At 61.0% G+C, this 20,220-nt stretch carries 19 protein-coding genes; 9 read left to right on the top strand and 10 right to left on the bottom strand.

What is annotated here, in order from left to right:
• Positions 1 to 20 precede the first annotated feature (20 nt).
• Positions 21 to 1,223, top strand: coding sequence for a methionine adenosyltransferase (locus tag VL197_07555; protein HUJ17834.1), 1,203 nt, complete (start codon positions 21 to 23; stop codon positions 1,221 to 1,223).
• Between the two features lie 519 nt (positions 1,224 to 1,742).
• Here VL197_07555 and aspS read toward each other — a convergent pair.
• Positions 1,743 to 3,506 (bottom strand): aspartate--tRNA ligase, encoded by a 1,764-nt coding sequence (gene aspS / locus VL197_07550; GenBank protein ID HUJ17833.1) that lies wholly within the window; start codon positions 3,504 to 3,506, stop codon positions 1,743 to 1,745.
• 339 nt (positions 3,507 to 3,845) lie between these two features.
• The gene (locus tag VL197_07545) at positions 3,846 to 4,019 is read right to left on the bottom strand and encodes a hypothetical protein (protein HUJ17832.1); all 174 of its coding nucleotides are present in this window, start codon (positions 4,017 to 4,019) and stop codon (positions 3,846 to 3,848) included.
• A 275-nt stretch (positions 4,020 to 4,294) separates the two neighbouring features.
• Here VL197_07545 and VL197_07540 point away from each other — a divergent pair, with 275 nt between their 5' ends.
• Both VL197_07540 and VL197_07535 read left to right on the top strand, forming a co-directional pair.
• Complete coding sequence (locus VL197_07540) at positions 4,295 to 5,047, top strand: cytochrome c biogenesis protein CcdA (GenBank protein ID HUJ17831.1); 753 nt, start codon at positions 4,295 to 4,297, stop codon at positions 5,045 to 5,047.
• A complete protein-coding gene (locus VL197_07535) occupies positions 5,041 to 5,460 on the top strand; it encodes a MerR family transcriptional regulator (GenBank protein ID HUJ17830.1) in 420 nt (139 codons plus the stop codon). Before VL197_07540 ends, VL197_07535 begins: the two co-directional genes overlap by 7 nt.
• Before the next feature lie 124 nt (positions 5,461 to 5,584).
• On the opposite strand, the gene VL197_07530 is transcribed toward VL197_07535, so the two are convergent.
• From VL197_07530 to VL197_07515, 4 genes are all read right to left on the bottom strand, one after another.
• The gene (locus tag VL197_07530; protein HUJ17829.1) at positions 5,585 to 6,256 is read right to left on the bottom strand and encodes a molybdenum cofactor biosynthesis protein MoaE; all 672 of its coding nucleotides are present in this window, start codon (positions 6,254 to 6,256) and stop codon (positions 5,585 to 5,587) included.
• Between the two features lie 75 nt (positions 6,257 to 6,331).
• Entirely contained in the window at positions 6,332 to 7,195 is an 864-nt protein-coding gene (locus tag VL197_07525; protein HUJ17828.1) for a 1,4-dihydroxy-6-naphthoate synthase, read from the bottom strand.
• Positions 7,196 to 7,276: 81 nt separating this feature from the next.
• Positions 7,277 to 7,996: a futalosine hydrolase gene (gene mqnB, locus VL197_07520; GenBank protein ID HUJ17827.1), complete on the bottom strand. Its 720-nt coding sequence runs from the start codon at positions 7,994 to 7,996 to the stop codon at positions 7,277 to 7,279.
• An 81-nt stretch (positions 7,997 to 8,077) separates the two neighbouring features.
• Complete coding sequence (locus VL197_07515) at positions 8,078 to 8,206, bottom strand: hypothetical protein (protein ID HUJ17826.1); 129 nt, start codon at positions 8,204 to 8,206, stop codon at positions 8,078 to 8,080.
• Positions 8,207 to 8,399: 193 nt separating this feature from the next.
• Here VL197_07515 and aroC point away from each other — a divergent pair, with 193 nt between their 5' ends.
• From aroC to VL197_07485, 6 genes are all read left to right on the top strand, one after another.
• Entirely contained in the window at positions 8,400 to 9,590 is a 1,191-nt protein-coding gene (aroC, locus tag VL197_07510) for a chorismate synthase (protein HUJ17825.1), read from the top strand.
• A gap of 135 nt (positions 9,591 to 9,725) precedes the next feature.
• Positions 9,726 to 10,241, top strand: a complete 516-nt coding sequence (locus VL197_07505; protein ID HUJ17824.1) for a shikimate kinase — start codon at positions 9,726 to 9,728, stop codon at positions 10,239 to 10,241.
• Positions 10,228 to 11,310 (top strand): 3-dehydroquinate synthase, encoded by a 1,083-nt coding sequence (gene aroB, locus VL197_07500; protein ID HUJ17823.1) that lies wholly within the window; start codon positions 10,228 to 10,230, stop codon positions 11,308 to 11,310. The genes VL197_07505 and aroB overlap by 14 nt, the downstream gene beginning before the upstream one ends.
• A gap of 18 nt (positions 11,311 to 11,328) precedes the next feature.
• Complete coding sequence (locus VL197_07495) at positions 11,329 to 12,021, top strand: hypothetical protein (GenBank protein ID HUJ17822.1); 693 nt, start codon at positions 11,329 to 11,331, stop codon at positions 12,019 to 12,021.
• A 219-nt stretch (positions 12,022 to 12,240) separates the two neighbouring features.
• On the top strand, positions 12,241 to 13,662 hold the full coding sequence (locus tag VL197_07490; protein HUJ17821.1) for an HD domain-containing protein: 1,422 nt from the start codon (positions 12,241 to 12,243) through the stop codon (positions 13,660 to 13,662).
• 159 nt (positions 13,663 to 13,821) lie between these two features.
• A complete protein-coding gene (locus VL197_07485; GenBank protein HUJ17820.1) occupies positions 13,822 to 14,730 on the top strand; it encodes a selenium metabolism-associated LysR family transcriptional regulator in 909 nt (302 codons plus the stop codon).
• Here VL197_07485 and VL197_07480 read toward each other — a convergent pair.
• The 4 genes from VL197_07480 to cdaA all read right to left on the bottom strand — a co-directional run bounded on the left by VL197_07480 (position 14,711) and on the right by cdaA (position 20,152).
• Positions 14,711 to 17,254 (bottom strand): DNA internalization-related competence protein ComEC/Rec2, encoded by a 2,544-nt coding sequence (locus VL197_07480; GenBank protein HUJ17819.1) that lies wholly within the window; start codon positions 17,252 to 17,254, stop codon positions 14,711 to 14,713. The two genes, VL197_07485 and VL197_07480, sit on opposite strands and share 20 nt — an antisense overlap.
• Before the next feature lie 100 nt (positions 17,255 to 17,354).
• Positions 17,355 to 18,704 carry a phosphoglucosamine mutase gene (gene glmM, locus VL197_07475; GenBank protein HUJ17818.1) on the bottom strand — a complete coding sequence of 450 codons (1,350 nt, stop codon included), beginning with the start codon at positions 18,702 to 18,704 and terminating at the stop codon, positions 17,355 to 17,357.
• Positions 18,701 to 19,357: a CdaR family protein gene (locus tag VL197_07470; GenBank protein HUJ17817.1), complete on the bottom strand. Its 657-nt coding sequence runs from the start codon at positions 19,355 to 19,357 to the stop codon at positions 18,701 to 18,703. The genes glmM and VL197_07470 overlap by 4 nt, the downstream gene beginning before the upstream one ends.
• Positions 19,358 to 20,152 (bottom strand): diadenylate cyclase CdaA, encoded by a 795-nt coding sequence (gene cdaA / locus VL197_07465; GenBank protein HUJ17816.1) that lies wholly within the window; start codon positions 20,150 to 20,152, stop codon positions 19,358 to 19,360.
• Positions 20,153 to 20,220 lie beyond the last annotated feature (68 nt).

The raw sequence follows: 20,220 nt of genomic DNA, 5'->3' as shown, positions 1-20,220 counted from the left end.
TTTTCCTGTATAATCAGAGCATGATCATTGTCGAGCCCTTTCCCGGGAAACCCGTCGCGGACCATCTCTTCGAGATCGTTGAACGCAAAGGCGTCGGCCATCCGGACACGCTCTGCGATTCCATGATGGACGCCATTTCGATCGCGCTCTCGCAGGCCTACCTCCAGGAATTCGGAACGATCCTGCACCACAACATCGACAAGGGCCTGCTGGCGGCCGGGAGCGTCAGGAAGGAGTTCAAGGGCGGCGAGGTGCTGAAACCCATGGAGCTCACGATCGGCGACCGGGCGACGAGCAGCGCCAAAGGCAGGAGCATTCCCGTGGCGGAAATCGCCGTGGATGCGGCCCGCGCCTGGCTCAGGAAGAACATGCGCTTTGTCGATCCCGAACAACAGGTGAACTACCGGGTTGTCCTCGCTCCCGGGTCGGAAGAGCTGACGGACATATTCTCGCGGCCGGGTGCGGTCAGGGGAGCCAATGACACGTCGGCCACGGTCGGGTATTATCCGCTGAGCCCCACGGAGCAGATGGTGCTCGGCCTGGAGCGGCGCCTCAATTCCCCGGACTTCAAGGCGAGCCGCCCCGAGACCGGCGAGGACGTGAAGGTGATGGCGCTCAGGCACGGGAACGATCTAGACCTTACCGTGGCCATGCCGCTCCTCTGCAGGGAGATCTCATCGGAAAAGGACTACTTCTGGAGGAAGGATTTACTGATTCAGGAGATGAGCGAGTTTTTACGGCAGGGCGCCGGCTCCGGGGAAGTCCGCGTGCATTACAATGCGTTGGACGAACCCGGCAGGGGCATGGACGGCATCTACCTGAGCCTGACCGGCACGTCGGCGGAGGACGCCGATTCCGGTCAGGTCGGGCGGGGCAACCGTGTGAACGGCCTCATCTCCGTAAACAGGCCGCTCGGCACCGAGGCCGCGGCAGGCAAAAACCCCGTGAGCCACGTGGGCAAGATATACAATATTCTCTCGCACCGCCTGGCGGAAAAATTGTGCCGCGAGATCGAGGGCATCCGGGAAGCCTATGTGTATCTCGTGAGCAGGATCGGCTCGCCCATTGACCAGCCGCAGATGGCGGCTGCCCAGGTCGTGCTCGAGCGCGGGCTGGAGGTCAGGGATGTGTCGAGACGTGCGGAAGAGATCATCGAACGCGAGCTCGCGGGCATCGCCGGATTCTGCAGGGAATTGAGCGAGGGGAAGCACCCCCTGGGATGAGATTGCAGGGTACGGGAGTGCAGGTAAATTTCAGCGGCTGAAGACGGCGCGCATAGCTCGTTTCACGGCAGGTCCGTGCGATTGATCCTGATGGAGCTTGCACCATACCAACTGATTACCGGGGATGTGTATATGGCTTTTCCGGAAGGGCATGCGGGGACCGTTCTTCCGGACATCCCCTGACGCCCCGGCAGGCCTGCGCCGGTGACTGACCCCGTACTTCGGCTCAGACCCTGTTGCAGGCCCGGCTGGAGATGGCTTCCCACATTTCCTCGTTGATCTCTTCGAGATACTGGCCGATCTCGAACTCCCTGCCGCACACCGTGCAGCGCAGCACTGCTCTGCGTCAGCCAAGCCGGAGGGTCACTACGTTATTGCAAACCTTGCATTTCATGAACAAACCTCAAGCCTGCATCAACCACAGAGAACACCGGGAGATGCCGGAAAACGACACAGCCCTCGTGTTGCAAACGGTTTCCAGATTCAGGCCTTTCTCTGCGCCCTCTGTGGTTAAAGTTTTTACTCGACGATGTCCAGCTTGATCGACAGCTCACGGAGCTGCGCCGGGGTCACCCGGGAGGGCGCCTCGGTCATGACGCAGACCGCCTTCTGCGTCTTCGGGAACGCGATCACGTCGCGGATGGATGTCGCGCCCGTCAGGATCGCCGTGAGCCGGTCGAGCCCGAAGGCCAGACCGCCGTGGGGCGGCGCGCCGAACTCGAGCGCTTCGAGCAGGAAGCCGAACTTCTTGCGGGCGTCCTCCTCGCTGATGTTCAGCAGGCCGAACATCTTCGACTGGACCTCGGAGCGGTGGATGCGGATGCTGCCGCCGCCGATCTCGGAGCCGTTCAGGACGATGTCGTACGCCTTGGCCCGGACCTTGAGCGGGTCCGATTCCATGAACGGCAGGTCCTCGTCCCGGGGAGCCGTGAAGGGGTGGTGCATGGCATCGTACCGCTTCTCGTCTGCGTTCCATTCTACCAGCGGGAAGTCCGTGACCCACAGGAAATTGAACCTGCTTTCGTCGATCAGGTTCAGCCGCTTACCCAGAAGCAGCCGCAGATACCCGAGCGTTTCCGCCACGACCTTCCGGTTGTCGGCGATGAACATCATGAGGTCTCCGCGCTTCGCACCGAGCCTGTCCGCAATAGCCTTGACCTGGCCGTCCTTGAAGAATTTCGCGATGGGCGATTCGAAACCGGAATCGACCACCTTGATCCAGGCCAATCCCTTCGCTCCGAAGATCTTCGCTTCGTTCGTGAGGTCGTCCACTTCCTTGCGGGAAAGCCCCGCCATGCCCGGCGCCGCGAACCCTTTCACCTGTCCGCCAAGCTCCACGGCCTGGAGGAAGACCTTGAAATCCGACGCCTTCGCGATATCGGAAATGTCTTTCAGCTCGAGCCCGAAGCGCGTGTCCGGCTTGTCAGAGCCGTAGCGGTCCATGGCCTCCTGAAAGGCAAGCCGCGGGAACGGCCGCTGAAGCTCCACGCCCTTCACGGCCCTGAAGACCTCCGCGAGCAGCTCCTCCATGAGCGACATCACGTCCGCCTCCTCCACAAAGGACATTTCGAGGTCGATCTGGGTGAACTCGGGCTGCCGGTCGGCGCGCAGGTCCTCGTCGCGGAAGCACTTCACGATCTGGTAGTACCGCTCGAACCCGGCAACCATCAGGATCTGCTTGAAGAGCTGGGGAGACTGGGGCAGCGCGAAGAACATGCCTGGGTTGACCCTGCTCGGGACGAGATAGTCGCGGGCGCCTTCCGGCGTGCTCTTGGTCAAAAAAGGCGTCTCGACGTCGACGAAGCCGTGGTCGTCCAGGAAGCGCCGCACCGTCCGGGTGATCGCGTGCCTGGTCAGGAGCACCTTTTGGAGGCTGGGGCGCCTCAGGTCGAGGTAGCGGTACTTGAGCCTGATGCTCTCGGCCACGTCCGTCTCGTCTTCGATCATGAAGGGCAGGGGCTTGGACGGGTTCAGGACCGTCAGTTCGCTCACGAGAACCTCGATCTCTCCGGTGGGAAGCTTGGTGTTCACCGTATTGCCCGGCCGGGGAGCGACCGTTCCGGTGACCGAAAGCACAAACTCGCTCCGGATCTCATGGGCGGTCTTATGCGCCTCAGGGGATGTTTCGGGATTGATGACCACCTGCGTGATCCCTGCGCGATCGCGGAGATCGATGAAAACGAGCCCGCCGTGGTCCCGCCTCGTGTTGACCCAGCCCATGAGCGTTACCGTGGCGCCCACATCCTTCCTCGTCAAGTCGCCGCAGGAATGTGTTTTCTTCATTGTTTTCACCGGTGTGGAACCTTTCTCTGATTGATGCAAAACAGGCTGGATAATAGCATCCCCTCCGTTGCAAAGTCAAGCTTTGGATGGCTTCGGGCAAGGCGCGTCCCTGCAGACGGAAGGATTCTCTGGCGGGCTGAGAGGGCAGGGAGACTAAAGAGGAACTGAGGTCGGAACACGTGGCTGGGACACAACCTGCTGATGTCCGGGGCACTTCCCGGCACTGAGATCCTGACTTTTTTCTGGCTGGAAACGACCGGGAAGAAAAGGCAAAAAAAGGCGGTGAAAGATCACCGCCTCAATCGTATCAGAACGGACCGCTGCAACCAGGATGAAAGGCTAGATGGCCTTCTCTTTCCAGCATTTATCGCAGAGCCACATCATGCCGCGTACCCTGCCCGTCGTGGTCATCATCTTTGCCGCCTGCATGGGCTTCCCGCAGCACTGGGGAACATTCAGATTCACGACCGCTTTTTTGGTCGCCGCCTTTGCGGTCTTGCTCATTTCTGCCATGGGACATCACCTCCGGGTCAAATTCAAACAAACCTGTGCATTTTAACCATATCGCAAGAAATGTCAACACAATTTTCTGCAAAAGACTGTATACCAAAGTCAGAACTTCTGAAACCGGTATCGCACGACCTAGGGAAGATGAAAATGGCAAAAGGTGCGCATGAATAATCTTAATTTGAGAAAAAGTAAATCAGAAATTAAAAAAGTTTTTCTTGACTCCCTTGAATCCGCTTTGGTATTATGATTTTCCAATAGTATGAGGGGGATGCGCCTGGATGGAACTGTCTCAGGGATTAACGCCGTATATCCTGCTGTATGCGCTCGCCATGGGCTTCATCTCGTTTGCATCTCCCTGCATTCTTCCGCTCATCCCCTCCTACGTATCGTACATAACCGGGATAAGCTACGACGAACTGGTGGACCGGGAATCTCGCAGGAAGAACATGAACATAACCCTGCTCCATTCCCTGGCGTTCGTAGGGGGATTCTCGCTGATCTTCGTGCTCCTGGGAGCCACGGCGAGCCTGGCGGGAAGCGTCCTCTCCCGGCACCTCGACACGATCCGGATCGTCGGCGGCATCCTCATCATCATCATGGGCGTTTTCGTGATGGATGTGGTCAATATCCCGTTCCTGCAGCGGGAGGCGAAGATCCATCTCAAGAGCCGGCCCGTCGGCTTTGCCGGCACCGTCGTCGTCGGGATGATCTTCGGCGCAGGCTGGACCCCCTGCACGGGCCCGTTCCTGGGGTCGGTGCTGGCCTTGGCCATGACTACGGACACGCTCGGCAGGGGCATGGCGCTCCTGGCATGCTACTCGATCGGCCTGGGCGTCCCCTTCATCCTGTCTGCCGTCGCCATCAGCGCATTCCTCTCGTCCTTCGAGCGGCTGAAGAGGCATTTCCGGGCAATAAAGATAGCAAGCGGCGTCATCCTGATCGCCATGGGGCTGCTCCTGGTGACCGATAAGATGACGATGCTCACATCCTCTATTCTGAATGCATGGGAGACGGTGAAAAAATTATGGTAGCTGACGGCCTGGACGTTTTGAAAGACAAGGATGCACCGCTCTACACCATGGGTGTTGCGGCAAAGCTCGTGGGGACCACGGCACAGACGCTCCGCCTCTATGAGAAGCACGGTTTGATCCTTCCGACCCGCGAGCGCCGGAACAGGCTCTACACGGAGAATGACATCAAGTGGCTTCGCTGCATCCGGGAGTTGATCCACGCCAAAAAGATCAGCATCGAAGGCATCAAGAAGCTTCTTGACTATGCGCCCTGCTGGGAGATCAAGGACTGCCCCGACGAGCGGCGCGCGACCTGCACGGCGTTCACGGACAAGGGGAAACCCTGCTGGGAGACGACCCGCTGCAAAATGGAGAACGATTGTACCACCTGCGTGGTGTTCCTGAAGAACGGCAAGAAGGCGGCGAAAAAATGAACCAAGTCTGTAGACCGGATTAACAACTCCGCAATACCTATCAAAAAAATCCCGGACAGAGCTCTGCCCGGGATTTTGTGTTTCGATACTGCTTCTTCGTGCGGCTCTGGTTTCGCGCTCGCGGTCAGGGATGTTCCTCCACCCATACCTCTCCCTCGGAAGTGGTCTCCTTCTTCCAGATCGGCGTGATCCGCTTCAACTCGTCAATGCAGAACCGGCAGCCTTTGAACGCCTCGTCGCGGTGCATTGCGGCGACGGCGATCAGCACGATGTTCTCCCCCACGGGCAGCGTTCCCACGCGGTGGATGATCGAGACATCGATCACCCCGTATTCCCTGATCGCACGCTCCCTGATCTCCGCAAGCTTCTTCTCCGCCATCCCCGGATAGTGCTCGAACTCCAGCTTTGACACGGCCTTGTCCCGCGAGATGTCGCGCGTGGTGCCCAGGAAGGTCACGATGCCGCCGATCGAGTTCGATGACTGCTTCATTCGTTCGAGCTCCTCGTCGACCGAGAAAGGCTCGTGCTGGACCCTGATCGGCGCCCGTCCGCTCCCGCCCGAAAAAGGCGGCATGAGCGCCACCTCGTCCCCGTCGCGGACAGGCGCGTCCTGCCTCACGAATTCCTGGTTGACGGACACCATGATCCTGCCCGGTGACAGGAGGTCCGCCAGCGCAGGATAAACGGCCGCCACCTGTTTCAACAGATCAACGACCGGCCCTCCTGAATAGGGCACCTGCAGTTCATCCCGTCCTGCCCGGTCCTTTAATATGGCGAAGAGCTTGATCGTAATCATATAAATGTCTGCAGGAGTAACCCTGAGAGGTCACTCTCCGTAAGCGGCCACAAGGGGCCGCCCCTTCGATGTACGTCACGTTTTCATGCCGACGGATTTTTTGCCATCCGCGAGAAGCGGTTTATCGGACCGGGGGAATATGCCCAGTGCTTCGGCTTCATCGAACAGCCTGCGGACCGCCCTGATTCCTTCCTCGCCCAGATCGATCGAGAAGTCATTCACATAGAGAGCGATATGGCTTTTCATCACCTGCTCGTCCATCTCCTGACTGTGCTTCCTGCAATAGTCCATGACCTCCTGCTCATGCGTCCGGGCGAAGCGGAGGCTTTGGCGGATCCCATCCTCGACGGCGAGCAGAATGTCTTTCCCGAGGGATCGTTTTCCCAGGATGCCGCCCAGGGGGATGGGCAGTCCGGAGTGCCCTTCCCACCATTCGCCCAGATCGAGCAGCTTTTCGAGGCCGTACCGGTGGTACGTGAACCTGCTCTCATGGATGATCAGTCCCGCAGCGGCCTGTCCCGTCGCGACGGCATCCATGATCCGGTCGAAGGTCATTACCTGCACGTTTTGCATCGAAGGGTCATACAATCTGAGCAGGACGAAGGCAGTTGTCATCCTGCCGGGTATCGCGATCATGCCGTGCTTCAGGTCCGGAAGGCCGGTCCCCGGCTTTGCTACGATCAACGGCCCGCATCCCCTGCCGAGGGCGCTTCCGGAACGGAGCAGCGCGTACTGGTCGCGCAGATGGCCCAGCGCGTGATAGGATATCTTGGTGATATCGAGCTCGCCCTCGAGCGCCATCCGGTTCAGCGTCTCCACGTCTTCGAGCTGTTCGCGAAACGCGATGCCGGGGACCCTGACCCTGCCGTGGATGAGAGCGTAAAAGATGAATGTATCGTTCGGGCAGGGGGAATAGCCTATGGTAAGCGTCTGTGTCATAGGTGTTGCACGGGGAAGCTGTGTCCTATCGTTAGATCCGGCATGAGCCGATCGACCTGTGTTCGAGCAGGTGCGCGCGATTCACTGTTTCCATGCCCCCAGGATCCGGAGGACCGCCCTCTGGACAGCATCGGCCGCCCGTGGAATGTCCCATTTGGAGAGATCCCGGTCTTCGACGATGTTCGAAATGGCCCGCACTTCGAGCCACGGCACCTGATGGTACTGAGCGACCTGGGCCGCGGCCGCGCCCTCCATGTTCTCGCACAACCCGTGGTAGCGCGCTTCAAGCTCGCGCGCGCGCGCAGCGGTCCCCGTGCACGTGGACAGGGTGACAAAGGGGCCAGCCTGTACGCGACCGGGGCTGGACTGGAGCGCCTGGAGGGCCTTCTTCAACAGCCCTTCCGGAGCAGGGTAGTCATTGAATATGACGGAGCCGGCGGTCCTGAGCAGCGGGATTCCCATATACTCGGTGTCCTTGAACCCCTCGGCGATCAGGACCCCTTCATCGCCCGCGATTTCCTCGTTCGCCAGCACCACATCGCCGATCGCCGCGCCGGAAGCCGGGTAGGCGCCGCCGATGCCGAAGATGATAAGGGCTTCGGGGTCGTAGCGGGTCATCAGGAGTGAAGCCCCATGGGCCGAATTGACCTTGCCCATACCGGAGACGCAGAGCAGCACGTCGCTGCCGTCGATCGTTCCCTCCATGATGGTTTTGGAGCCTATCACGGCGCTTCTTGCCACCGCTGCCCTGGCCTTCAGCAGTTCTGCTTCGGCCTCAACGGAACAAAGGAGCGCGATCATGGTATAGCTCGTCTCATCGCCGATGCCTCACCCTCTTCAAGGTCATTTCAACTCCAGCATCATGATGCCCGTTCATCTCGCTCAATTCCCGATCGTACCGGCCTTGACCTTTCCCCGGGCAGCCACTTCCCTGAGGCCCATGAGGAGGTCGTCCCAGTCCTCGAACTTGACGATAAAAACCCTGCCAAAGGCGCCTTGCGAATAGCGCATGCCACCCTCCCGGAAGCTACGGATGCCGGGGCTTGCGGATTAAACTACTAAAAAACCCCATAAAAAAGAGGAAAAATCCCCAAAATACCGAAATATACCCCGGAATATACCATACTTTCGATTGCACTTCTATCCTAAATTTGTTATGATGCGCCAAATTTCCAGGAAATTCGCTGTATTTCAGGGAGGACGCATGCTACGTTTTCTCACCGCCGGAGAGTCTCACGGCGAGCTTCTCACGGGCATCATCGAGGGAGTGCCTGCTGGGCTCCTCATCCGTATGACGGACATAGACCGCGACCTGGCCAGGCGCCAGGTAGGGTATGGACGCGGCGGCCGCATGAAGATCGAGAAGGACTCGGTCAAGATCTCCAGCGGTGTCCGCTGGGGCAGGACCCTGGGCAGCCCTATCGGGCTCATGGTCCGCAACAAGGACTGGGACAACTGGCGCGACAAGATGTCGCCCGACCCCATGTTCCTGAACACCGCCGACCCCGTTACCAGGCCCCGTCCGGGCCACGCGGACCTTGCGGGAGCGCTCAAGTACGGCACGCCGGACATCCGGAACATCCTGGAGCGGTCGAGTGCACGGGAGACGGCCATGCGCGTTGCCGTCGGTGCCGTCGCAAAGCGGCTGCTGGAAGAGTTCGGCATCGAGATCATCAGCCATGTGCTCAGCATCGGCGGCGTGTTCGCCAAGGTGCCCAAGGTCTCGCCGCAGGAGATCAGGAAGCGCGCCGAGGCGTCGGAGCTCCGGTGCTCGGACCCGGAAGCGGAAAAGCGGATGATGAAGAAGATCGACCAGGCCCGTGCAGCCGGCGACACGCTGGGCGGCGTGTTCGAACTGATCATCAGGGGCGCTCCGATCGGGCTTGGCAGCCACGTTCACTGGGACCGCAAGCTGGACAGCCGGCTCGCCGGTGCCCTCATGAGCATCCAGGCGATCAAGGGCGTCGAGGTCGGCGCCGGGTTCGGCGCCGCAAACAAGCCCGGCTCCGAGGTGCACGACGAGATCTTCTGGAACAGGAAGCAGGGCTTTACCCGCAGAACGAACATGGCAGGAGGAATCGAGGGGGGCATCAGCAACGGCGAAGCCATCATTCTGCGCGCCGCCATGAAGCCGATCCCCACGCTCTACAAGCCGCTCCGTTCCGTGGACATGGTCACCAAGAAGCCTTTCAAGGCGAGCATCGAGCGTTCCGACGCCTGCGCGGTGCCTGCCGCGGGCGTCGTGGCCGAGGCGGCTGTCGCCGTTGAGATCGCGTCGGCTCTTATCGAGAAGTTCGGCGGCGACAGCATCGATGAAATGAAGCGGAATTACCTTGCCTACGACAAGCTCCTGAAGGCACGGATGGAAGTGGAAGAGGAGCAGGCCAAGAGATAGGCCCGGAATGGCAACCCCCGCGTGCAACGTTCAAAGCACGATCGGTATATTCATGAACGCGGTGAATGACACCCTGAGATTTTCCTTCTGAATATTCTTTGGCATCTGTATTTTGACATTTGAACGGTTATTATCATGTTTAAGAACATCATTCTGACCGGTTTCATGGGCGTCGGCAAGACCAGCGTGGGCACCGGGCTTGCGAAGGATGTGGGCTACCAGTTCGTGGACACCGACCTGCTGATCGAGGCCGACCAGAAGATGTCCGTCACGGAGATCTTCTCAACGAAGGGCGAGCCCTTTTTCCGCGAGGTCGAGTCGCGAGTCATCGGGGAGGTCCTGCAGCGGGAGAGCCAGGTGGTCTCAACCGGCGGCGGTGCGGTGCTCCGGGACTCGAACCGTGAAGCCTTCAAGAAGGCCGGGTTCGTCGTTTGCCTCACGGCCCGGCCCGAGGTCATCTTCGAGCGCGTCAGACACGAGACCCATCGCCCCCTGCTCCGGACCGAAGACCCTCTGGCGAAGATCGGGGAACTGCTCGAAAGCCGGGCGCCGTTCTATGCCCAGGCCGATGCTGTCATCGATACATCGGAGAAGTCTGTCGAGGCCGTGATCACGGAGATCAAGGAAAAAATCCGTTATGCCTATTGTTAACGTGAGCCTGGGGGACCGGAGCTATGACATCGAGATCGGCGCGAGCCTCGACCGCGCCGGCGAACGGCTCCAGGGCCTCGGTTTCGGCCGGAAAATGGCGCTGGTCACGAACCCGACCGTCAAGAAGCTGTACGGCAGCCGGCTGGTCGACAGCCTCAAGGCCGCCGGGTTCCTGGTCCTGTCCATCGAGGTCCCGGACGGGGAACGGTACAAGAACCTCGATTGGGCCAATGCGATCTACACCGCGCTCCTGACCAACAGCTTCGACCGTCAGTCCGCTCTCGTTGCTCTCGGCGGAGGCGTGATCGGCGACCTCACGGGCTTCGCGGCGGCGACCTACATGCGCGGCGTCCCGTTCGTCCAGGTCCCCACGACGCTTCTCGCGATGGTGGACAGCAGCGTCGGCGGCAAGACCGGCGTGAACCACGGCATGGGCAAGAACATGATCGGCGCGTTCTACCAGCCGAAGAGGGTCCTGATGGACCTCGACGTGCTCACCAGCCTGCCCCGGGAGGAGTTCCTCTCGGGCATGGCCGAGGTCATCAAGTACGGCGTCATCCGGGACGCGGTCCTCTTCGAGTACCTTGAGACGAACCGGGACCGTATCCAGGCCCTCGACCCCGATGCCCTGGGGCACATTGTCCGGCGCTCCTGCGAGATCAAGGCAGAGGTGGTTGGCAGGGACGAACGCGAGGGCGGGCTCCGGGCTATCCTGAACTTCGGGCACACGGTGGGGCACGCCATCGAGACCGCAGAGCAGTACACCGTGCGCCACGGCGAGGCGGTCGCCATCGGGATGGTCTATGCATCGCGCCTTGCCCGGGAAAGCGGACTGTGTGACGCGTCGGTGCCGGAGCGCGTGGAGCGCCTGATCCGGTCCTACGGCCTGCCGTGCGATCTTTCGGCGCTGAAGCGGAGGCCGGGAGTGACCGAGCTCATGGATACCATGCAGGTCGACAAGAAGGCCGAGGCAGGCAAGGTCAAGTTCGTCCTTCCCCGCCGGATCGGCGATGCGGTCATCACGAAGGAGTGGGACGAAGGGCGTCTGCGTGGGCTGCTTGCGGGGTGATCTCCCCGGGAGGAAGGAATGAGTGAATATCAGTGGCACTGTCCATTCTGCAATCGAGACCAGATCGTCACCGACGCGGGGCGGCAGGTGGCATTCGCGGACCTCACCCTCGAGAACGCCGAGGGACCACGCCGGCTGGTCGTCAAGTTCGTGGTCTGCCCGGACCCCGCGTGCCGCCAGTTTTCCCTGAGCGCTTCCCTGCACGGCCTGGAGATCTCCGGCAAACGGTCCTACACCGGGAAGCACATCAAGACGTGGGCCCTGATCCCGCCGTCGCGCGCGCGGTCCTTCGCCGTTGACCTGCCTCCCCGCGTGCTCGAGGACTACCGGGAGGCCTGTCTCGCCCTCGAATTTAGTCCCAAGGTGGCGGCGGCGCTCTCCCGGCGCTGCCTCTCGGAAATGCTGCGGGACTTTTGGCAGGTGCAGCCGGCCAGCCTGAGCGACGAGTTCCGCCAGATCAAGGGGACCGCAGACCCGCTGACGTGGGAGACCATCGAATCGGTCAGGGGCACGGGCATGATCGGTGCCCGCATGGACGGCGGGAGCGCCGAGGTCCTCGACACCGAACCGGGAGAAGCCAAGCTCCTGATCGGCCTTATCGAGACGCTCGTCCAGGACTGGTATGTGACCCGGCAGGAGCGGCGCAAGCGGCTCGAGACCATCCGGCAGATCGCCGGTGCGGGTGCTGAAGAAAAATCGCGGGAGATGTGACGGCGTCGCGGTGGCCTCAACCGGTTCTTCGATCAGAACAAGGCAAGCCTTGCCGACGCAGGCCTGGAAGAATCAGCCGCATCGAACATGATGAAAGCAGCTAACCATATTCCCTCCTCGTGACCCCGCGGCCGCAATTTTGCTCGCAACCGGCTCTAGCGGGGCCGGATACCGGCGGTCGGAGATGACGCGAGTCTTGCGGTATACTGAGAACCATCGATGAATCCCGCCGTCCTGCCATATCTCGCTTCCCTGCTTCGCCTGACGCCACAAAGGGTTTATCTCGTCGGCGGGTCGGTCCGTGATCTGCTGATCGGCATCGGTGACATCAAGGATTTCGATCTTTCAATGCCATCGGGCTCCGAGTCGGTTGCGCAGGCGTTCGCGGACAGGATTGGCGGTAGTTTTTTCTTTCTCGACGAAGAGCGGAAAATCTCCCGGGTCGTCAAGCGTGATGCCGGCGGGGATGTCCAGTTTGACTTCACGAACTTCGAAGGTCCCGATCTGACTGCCGACCTCGGGCGCCGGGATTTCACGGTCAATGCCATGGCGCTCGACCTGAGGAAGTTCCTCGCAACCGGGGCGGCCGACGGACTGATCGACCCCTTCGACGGAAGCAGGGACGTGCGCGAGAGAATCGTCCGGGTTACGAGGCCGGACGTTCTCGATGATGACCCTCTTCGCCTGCTGCGCGCCGTCCGGTTCGCGGCCCTGCTCGGTTTCCGCATTGACCCGAAGACTCAGGACCACATCCGTTCACGGGCTGACCTCACGACCCGCCCGGCTCCCGAACGCATCCGGGACGAGCTTTTTCAGGTGCTGGCGCAGCGCGGCGCCGGCAGCTCCCTGGCCCTTATGGACGGCCTCGGGCTCTTGTCACCGCTTTTCCCGGAGCTGGATGCGCTCGGCGGTTTCTCTCCGGGAATGTATCATACCCATGACGTCCGGACACATTCGCTCAAGACCGTGGAGCAGCTGGACTTTGTGCTCGACGACTTGCAGAAGATATCACCGGATCACCACCTTCAGGTCCTGGAGCACCTCGACGAACACCTGGAGCACCCCGTCCCCCGCAAGGCGGCGCTCCGGTTCGCCTGTCTCCTGCATGATATCGCGAAGCCCGACACCTTCACGCACGATGAGAGCGGCCATATTCATTTTTACGGCCATGACAATCTCGGAGCGCTCAAGGCAAAGGACACCTGCGGCCGCTTCCGGCTCTCGCGCGACACTGAGTCCATGGTCACGTCGGTCATCAAGCACCACATGCGTCTCTTCAATCTCTCCGCTCCGGGGGGGCCGGGCAAGAACGCCATGTACCGCTATTGTCGTGACCTGGGCGACGCGCTTCCCGAGAGCCTGCTCCTCTCCCAGGCCGATGCCCGTGCAACCTATGACCTGATGCCGAGGGACAGGTTCATGGACACGGAAAAACCCATGGCCGCTGTTCTCGACTACTACTATGTGAAATTTCTGAAGACGGAGGCAAAACCGCTCGTGACCGGACAGGACCTGATCGACGCGGGACTCACGCCGGGCCCGCGGTTCCGCGAGATCCTTGACCTGATAAAAGAGCGCCAGGCTGAGGGAACGCTAAGGGACCGCCAGGAAGCTCTCGATTTTATTGACAATATGAAGTGATCCTTTCATCGGATTATAATCCTTTTTTATAGTAACCTTATGTTTCCTTATAATCTGCTTGACAACAACAACCGTTTGATTTATAAATGAACCTTGCAGCCGCAGCCTTCGGATAGTGCATCAATTCCACTACTCCACCTTTTACGATCCGTCTAACCTATGGAAGATCATAAACTGAGAGTGTTCTGCGCTGTCGCGGAGACGAAGAGCTTTTCGAAGGCTTCGGAGCTGATCCATTTGACGCAGCCGGCGGTCAGCCTCCAGGTGCAGGCCATGGAGGAGCTGTACGAGACCCGGCTGTTCGATCGTTCCGGCAATTCCATCAACCTGACCCCTGCGGGCGAGATCCTGTACAAGCGGGCCAAGGAGATCCTGGCGCTCTACGCGGAAGCCCAGAAGAACATCAGCGAGATCACGGGCTCGATCAAGGGCTCCCTCTCCATCGGCGCCAGCTCCACCATCGGCAACTATCTCCTGCCCTCGATCATTGCCGCCTTCAAGAAAAAGGTTCCCCAGGTCAACATCTCGCTCGTGGTGAACAATACGAAGACGATCACCGAAAAGCTGAACGCCGGCGAGATCGACATCGCGCTCGTCGAGGGCGACGTGAGCAAACAGCGCTTCACCGTGGACACGCTGCTATCGGACGAGCTCGTGGTGATCATGTCGCCAGCCCATCCCTGGGCCGAACGCAGGAACATACCGGCCATCGACCTGACCAAGGAGCCGATGATTCTCCGGGAAGAAGGGTCGGGCACCCGCCAGATCATCCTGAAGCATCTGGACGACCACGGCATCAAGCTTGACAACCTCAGGATCGCCCTCGTGCTCGGCAGCACGGAATCCATCAAGAGCGCCGTCGAGGAAGGCATGGGCGTCTCCATCGTGTCCGCCTGGGCTGCGCGCTCGGCCATCAAGTACGGCAGCCTGAAGGCGACCATGTTCAAGGACATCAAATTCCACCGCAACTTCAGTATCATTTCCCCGAAGCGGAACTACTGCACCCATACGGCCAAGGAGTTCCTCGGCTTCCTCAAGGTCTACCCGATCAAAGCTCCCATTTCCTGATCCACACCCGCTTCCAGTTCTCCCGCTCGAGCTGCAGCGATGTTTCCCCGATCTCCCTGATGCGGGAGAGTTCCCGGTCGCTCCACGCCATCGCCTGCAGCCCCCGGTCGTCGTCCCGGATGAATACCGCTCCATCGCGGTCCGTCCGATAGATGCGCGATCCCGTTCGCTGATACCGCTCGATGACCTCTTCCGCAGGATGGTGGTAGCGGTTCTCCCGGCCAACGGTCACGACCGCGAGCAAAGGCCGCGCGGCAGCGACGAAGGCCTCGGAGCTCGAGCTTCTGCTCCCGTGGTGCGGCACCTTGAGCAGGTCGCACTTCAAATCTCTCTCCCCGTGGAGCAGCGCCCCCTCCGCCCCGGTCCCGATGTCTCCGGTGAACAGAAGTACGCGGTCACGGAACGCGACCCGCAGAACGAGCGAACGGTCGTTCTCTGCGGCATAGCCCTTCCGCTCCCGCGAGTGAAACGTCGGCACCGGGTGCAGCACATTCAGCTGCGCATCTCCCAGCCGGACCGTTGCGTCACGGGCTGACATGACCGTATGCCTGACCCGTTTGTCCCGCATCACCCGGACAAGATCGTCATATCCCGGAAGATCCCCGTCCATTCCGTGCGTCCAGACCTCCCCAACATCGAACGCTTTCAGGATGAACTTGAGGCCGTTCATGTGATCAGGGTGGGGATGCGACAAGACCACGAGGTCAAGCCTGCGGACCCCCCTGCCCCAGAGGAAGGGGGCGAGGACTCGGCGTCCGACGTCAAAACGGTCGTCATAGGTCCCTCCCCCGTCGATCAGGATCGTCCGGCCTCCCGGAATCTGGACCAGCGCCGAGTCGCCCTGCCCTACATCGGGGAACGAGACTTCGAGCCCGCGCTTCGGAAGGAAGGCCGGAACTGAGAGGGCGACCAGAAGGAGCGCCGCGCCTGTCGCTGCCGCCACCGCTGTCCGGCTGATGCGGAATGACGAGGCAAGGGGCTTGAACCTCGCCAGGAGCCAGGCGCGCAGGAGGACAAAGCATGATGCAGCAAGGACGGCATAGGCCGTCAGCCACAGGAGCCCCGGCGAGCGCGGATGGAACACGGCGAAGGGCAGCCGGGAAAAAAAGACGACCGTGCCGATGAACCGGTCCGCCATGAACTGGTTCAGGCCCGCGAACGGCAGCGCGTCCATGAAGAGCGACAGCACCCCCGAGAGAAGTCCGAGCGGTACGATGACCATGCCGGCAAAGGGGACCACGATTGTATTCGACACCAGGCCGGCAAGCGAAACCTGGTTGAAATAACGGGCGACGAGCGGGCCCGTAACGAGGCTCGTCGAGAACGAGATGATCATGAGCAGCGCCGCGTCCCGGAGCAGGCCGATCACCCGCCCCTTCCGTTCCCAGCCAAGCTCCTGCCAGAGACGGACGACGAAGGCGATGCTCAAAACGGACAGGAACGAAAGCTGGAATGATATGTCGAACAGGGCCTGAGGGGTCACGGCCAGAATGAGGAGCGCGGCAATCGCGAGCGAATGGACCAGCGCGGTCTCCCGGTCGAGGATCAGCGCCGCGAGAGCGGCAGCGATCATCACCAGCGACCGGACCGTGGCCGTCTGGCCGCCGGCCAGGAGCGTATAGAAGATCACGAGGGGGAGCGTCGCCCAGGCAGCTATCTTCCTCGGATCGGCATGCAGGGTCAGCCAATGATACCAGCGCTCGGGCATGAGCCGCAAGAGCAGCCGTATCAGGCCGAAGCAGATGATTGCGAACATGCCGAGGTGCGAGCCCGAGATGGAGATGATGTGGGTCACTCCGGCGGCCATGAACCAATCCCGCATCTCGTCCGTGAGCCCTCCCTCCTCGCCCAGGACCATGGCCTGCAGAATGGCCGAGCCCGGCCCCCTGGTCGAAGCGAGAAACGCCCGCCTGATCCGCTCGCGCCAGTCCTGGATGGTCCTGAAGACCCCCGCGCCCGGCACGAGGACCTGAATCTGATCGAGGCCTTTCAGGCTGACCACTCGATGAACACCCGATTGCTCAAGGTATGCGGAGTAATCGAACCCACCCGGATTTCTGTATCCCCCGGGCCTGAAGAGTTTCCCTGAAAAGAGAATCCGATCTCCGTACCCGATCGATGCATTCGCCTCCCGGATGCTCACGCGGACCCTGCCCGAAGCCGGGACGGCATCGATCCGATGAACATCGACGACGAAGCTCGTCCTGTCCGGGTCCCGGTCCAGCGATGAGGCTATCGTTCCGGACATCTGATGAGGTGCTTTGGTCTCCGGGAACAGTCGGGTATAGTGATCCGATGGCAACCAGGCAGCCGAATAGAGATAGGCTGCCATGCCTGCGAGCCCGGGGATGGTGACCAGGAGAAAGCGTTGCAAGGAAACCCTGCCGGACAAGGCGAAGATTCCCGCTATGAGGAGGGATACGATAACGAGGATGATACCGGCAGCGGGAAAGTAGAGAAACCCTTGCCCAAGCAGCAGGCCTGCAACGTACGCGAGCGTGAGGACGATGAGGGGTTTCTGCATAGGAGTTGCTGAGCCCCGATCGGAGTATGTCGGGACGGGCTCTCGACCCTGTTCAGGACTGATTCTTATATCATCGTTCTTTCATCTCCAAGAGAGAATGCTACCCCAGCTTCTCCCTGATGATGCCGGCCAGGCCCTGGGCAAGGTCGTTGATCTCCTTTTCGCTCTCGCCCTCGATCATCACGCGGACCTTGGGTTCCGTGCCGGAATAACGGACGAGGAGGCGCCCCGTACCCTCAAGCTTCTTCTCGATCTCCGCCATCCGGTTCGCGATCTCGGGGATGGACGCCAGCTCCTGCCTCGCCTTCACCTGCACGTTCACAAGCGTCTGGGGGTAGCTCTTCATGCACGATGCCAGCCCGGACAGAGGCTTCCCGGCCTGCCGCATCACGGAAAGGACCTGGAGCGCCGAGATGAGGCCGTCTCCGGTCGTGTTGTGATCGAGAAAGATAATGTGCCCGGACTGCTCTCCGCCGAGATTGTATCCGCCGGACAGCATCTTTTCCATGACATAGCGGTCGCCGACAGCGGCGCGCACCAGCCTTCCGCCCGCTTTCTTCATAGCCAGCTCCAGCCCGAGGTTGCTCATCACCGTGGCCACCAGCGTGTTCTGCTTGAGCCTGCCCTCCTTCATCATCTGGAGTGCGCAGATGGCCATGACCGCATCGCCGTCCACGACCGTTCCCCGCTCGTCGCACAGGATCACCCGGTCCGCGTCGCCGTCAAAGGCGATGCCGATGCTGGCATCGTTCGCGACGACCGCCCTGCTGATCACCTCGGGATGAAGCGAGCCGCAGCCCTGGTTGATGTTCATGCCGTTCGGTTCATCGTACAGGGCGATCACGTCGGCGCCGAGTTCGGTCAGGATGCGCGGACCGATCTTGTAGGCCGCCCCGTTGGCGCAGTCCACCACTACCCGCAGACCGGCAAGGTCCATGCCGCGCGGGAACGATGACTTCACGAACTCGTTGTACCGCCCGATCGCATCGTCGACCCGGAAGGCCTTGCCGATCTCGGACGCCGTCGGCCGGACGTGGTCGATGGCATCGGAAAAGATGAGTTCCTCGATCTTGTCCTCTGTTTCGTCGGGCAGCTTGAATCCATCCCGCCCGAAGAACTTGATGCCGTTGTCCTCGTAGGGGTTGTGCGATGCGGAGATAACGACTCCCGCATCGGCGCGGAGGCTCCGCGTCAGGAACGCTATGCCAGGCGTGGGCACGGGCCCCACGAGCAGCACATCGACGCCCATCGAGCAGAGCCCGGACGTGAGGGCACTTTCGATCATGTAGCCGGAGAGCCTCGTGTCCTTGCCGATGACGATCCGGTGGCGGCGGGAGGAATCGCGGAAGACATGCCCCGCCGCCCTGCCGATCCGCATGGCCATCTCCAAAGTCATCGGGTCCTGGTTCGCAACGCCCCGGACCCCGTCAGTGCCGAACAGCTTTTTCATTGTCCCGTCCTCTCAATATTCACGCGCACCGTGATGTTCTTCTCCAGGAGCTTAACCGGCTTTCCCTGGTAATCGATCCGGGGCTCCACGCTCATGCTCTGGCTCGCCCGCTGGATGTCGATGGGCAAGGTTTCAAGCCTGTCGATCGTCTGCATGACGCTTGCCGGCCCTTCCAGCACGATCTTCGCCGGCGTCACCGCAACGCCCGCCAGCCGGTACCCGGCGGCGGGCGTACCGTGCAGGACCGGCCTCAACCGGAAGGTTTTCCGGACGAGCCGTTCGAGCTTGATCTTGACCTCGGTCTGCGACAGGTGCGTGATGATCGTTCCCGCCGGCCGCCTGATATCATCGGGGGACAGCGGGACCGCGTTCTCGCCCTCCTTCGTCAGGGACAGATCGAGCAGGGCGACGATCTTCTTGCTGAATGCGCTGTCCCCCATCACGCGCTCCTGGCCCTGCACGCGCACTTCGAGACTGCCGGTGACGTCTCCCACGACCGTCATGCCGGCCGGTATGTTCCTCAGCTCTATGGGGACCGTGAGCGTCAGCTCCGTTTTTCCGGTCGAGGTGACGTAGAACCAGAGAGCGACCGCAAGGCCGAGCGAGAGCAGCTTGATGCCCCAGTTGTCGGTGAGCCATCGGCGGATGTCCATTTACGGCGCTCCGTTCTTCTTTCTGATGAAGATCTCCTGGAGCGTCTTCCTGAGCGCCTGCGCATCCGCATTTTGCTCGATTGCGCCGTGCTTCACCACGGAGATCTCGCCGGTCTCCTCCGACACGACCACGACCACCGCATCGGACTCATCGGTCAGGCCGATGGCGGCCCGGTGGCGCGTACCGAAGGACTTGGCTATGTTTGACGACAGCGTGAGGGGCAGGAAGCAGCCCGCCGCCGCGATCCGGCCGCTCCGGATGATGGCCGCCCCGTCATGGATCGGCGAGTAGGGGAGAAAGATGCTGACCAGGATCTCCTTCGTGACCCTTGCATCCAGTTCTGTCCCCATTTCCACGATCGTCGAAAGATCCGTGTCCCGCTCCAGCACGATCAGCGCGCCGATCCGCTTGTTCGCCATGGACACAGCGGCTTTGACCGTCTCTTCTATGAACGTGGACTTTTCCACGGCCGACAGGGACTTGAAGATGTTGTTCTGGCCGACCTGGGCCAGGGCGCGCCTGATCTCGGGCTGGAACAGGATCACCATAGCGAGCACGATCTGCGACCAGAAGCTATGGATGAGCCAGTCCAGAGTGTAGAATTCGAACGCCCGGGATGCGACGAGGGCGATCACGATGATGCCAAGCCCGATGAGCATCTGGAACGCCCGTGTTCCCTTGATGATCAGCAGGATGCGGTAAAACATGTAATAGACGAGCGCAATGTCCACCGTGTCGTTGAACCAGCGGTAGTGGGCGAGGGCGGCCCGTATTTCGGCAAAGTTGGTCAGCATGGAATAAAGATAGGTTCCCCATTACAAATCATCGAACCAGGAGGCGATCCAAGCATGAGATCACCATG

The organism is Nitrospirota bacterium (assembly GCA_035516965.1).
In the GTDB taxonomy this organism is placed as follows: Bacteria; Nitrospirota; UBA9217; order UBA9217; family UBA9217; genus MHEA01.
This window is presented reverse-complemented; position numbering and strand designations above follow the sequence as displayed.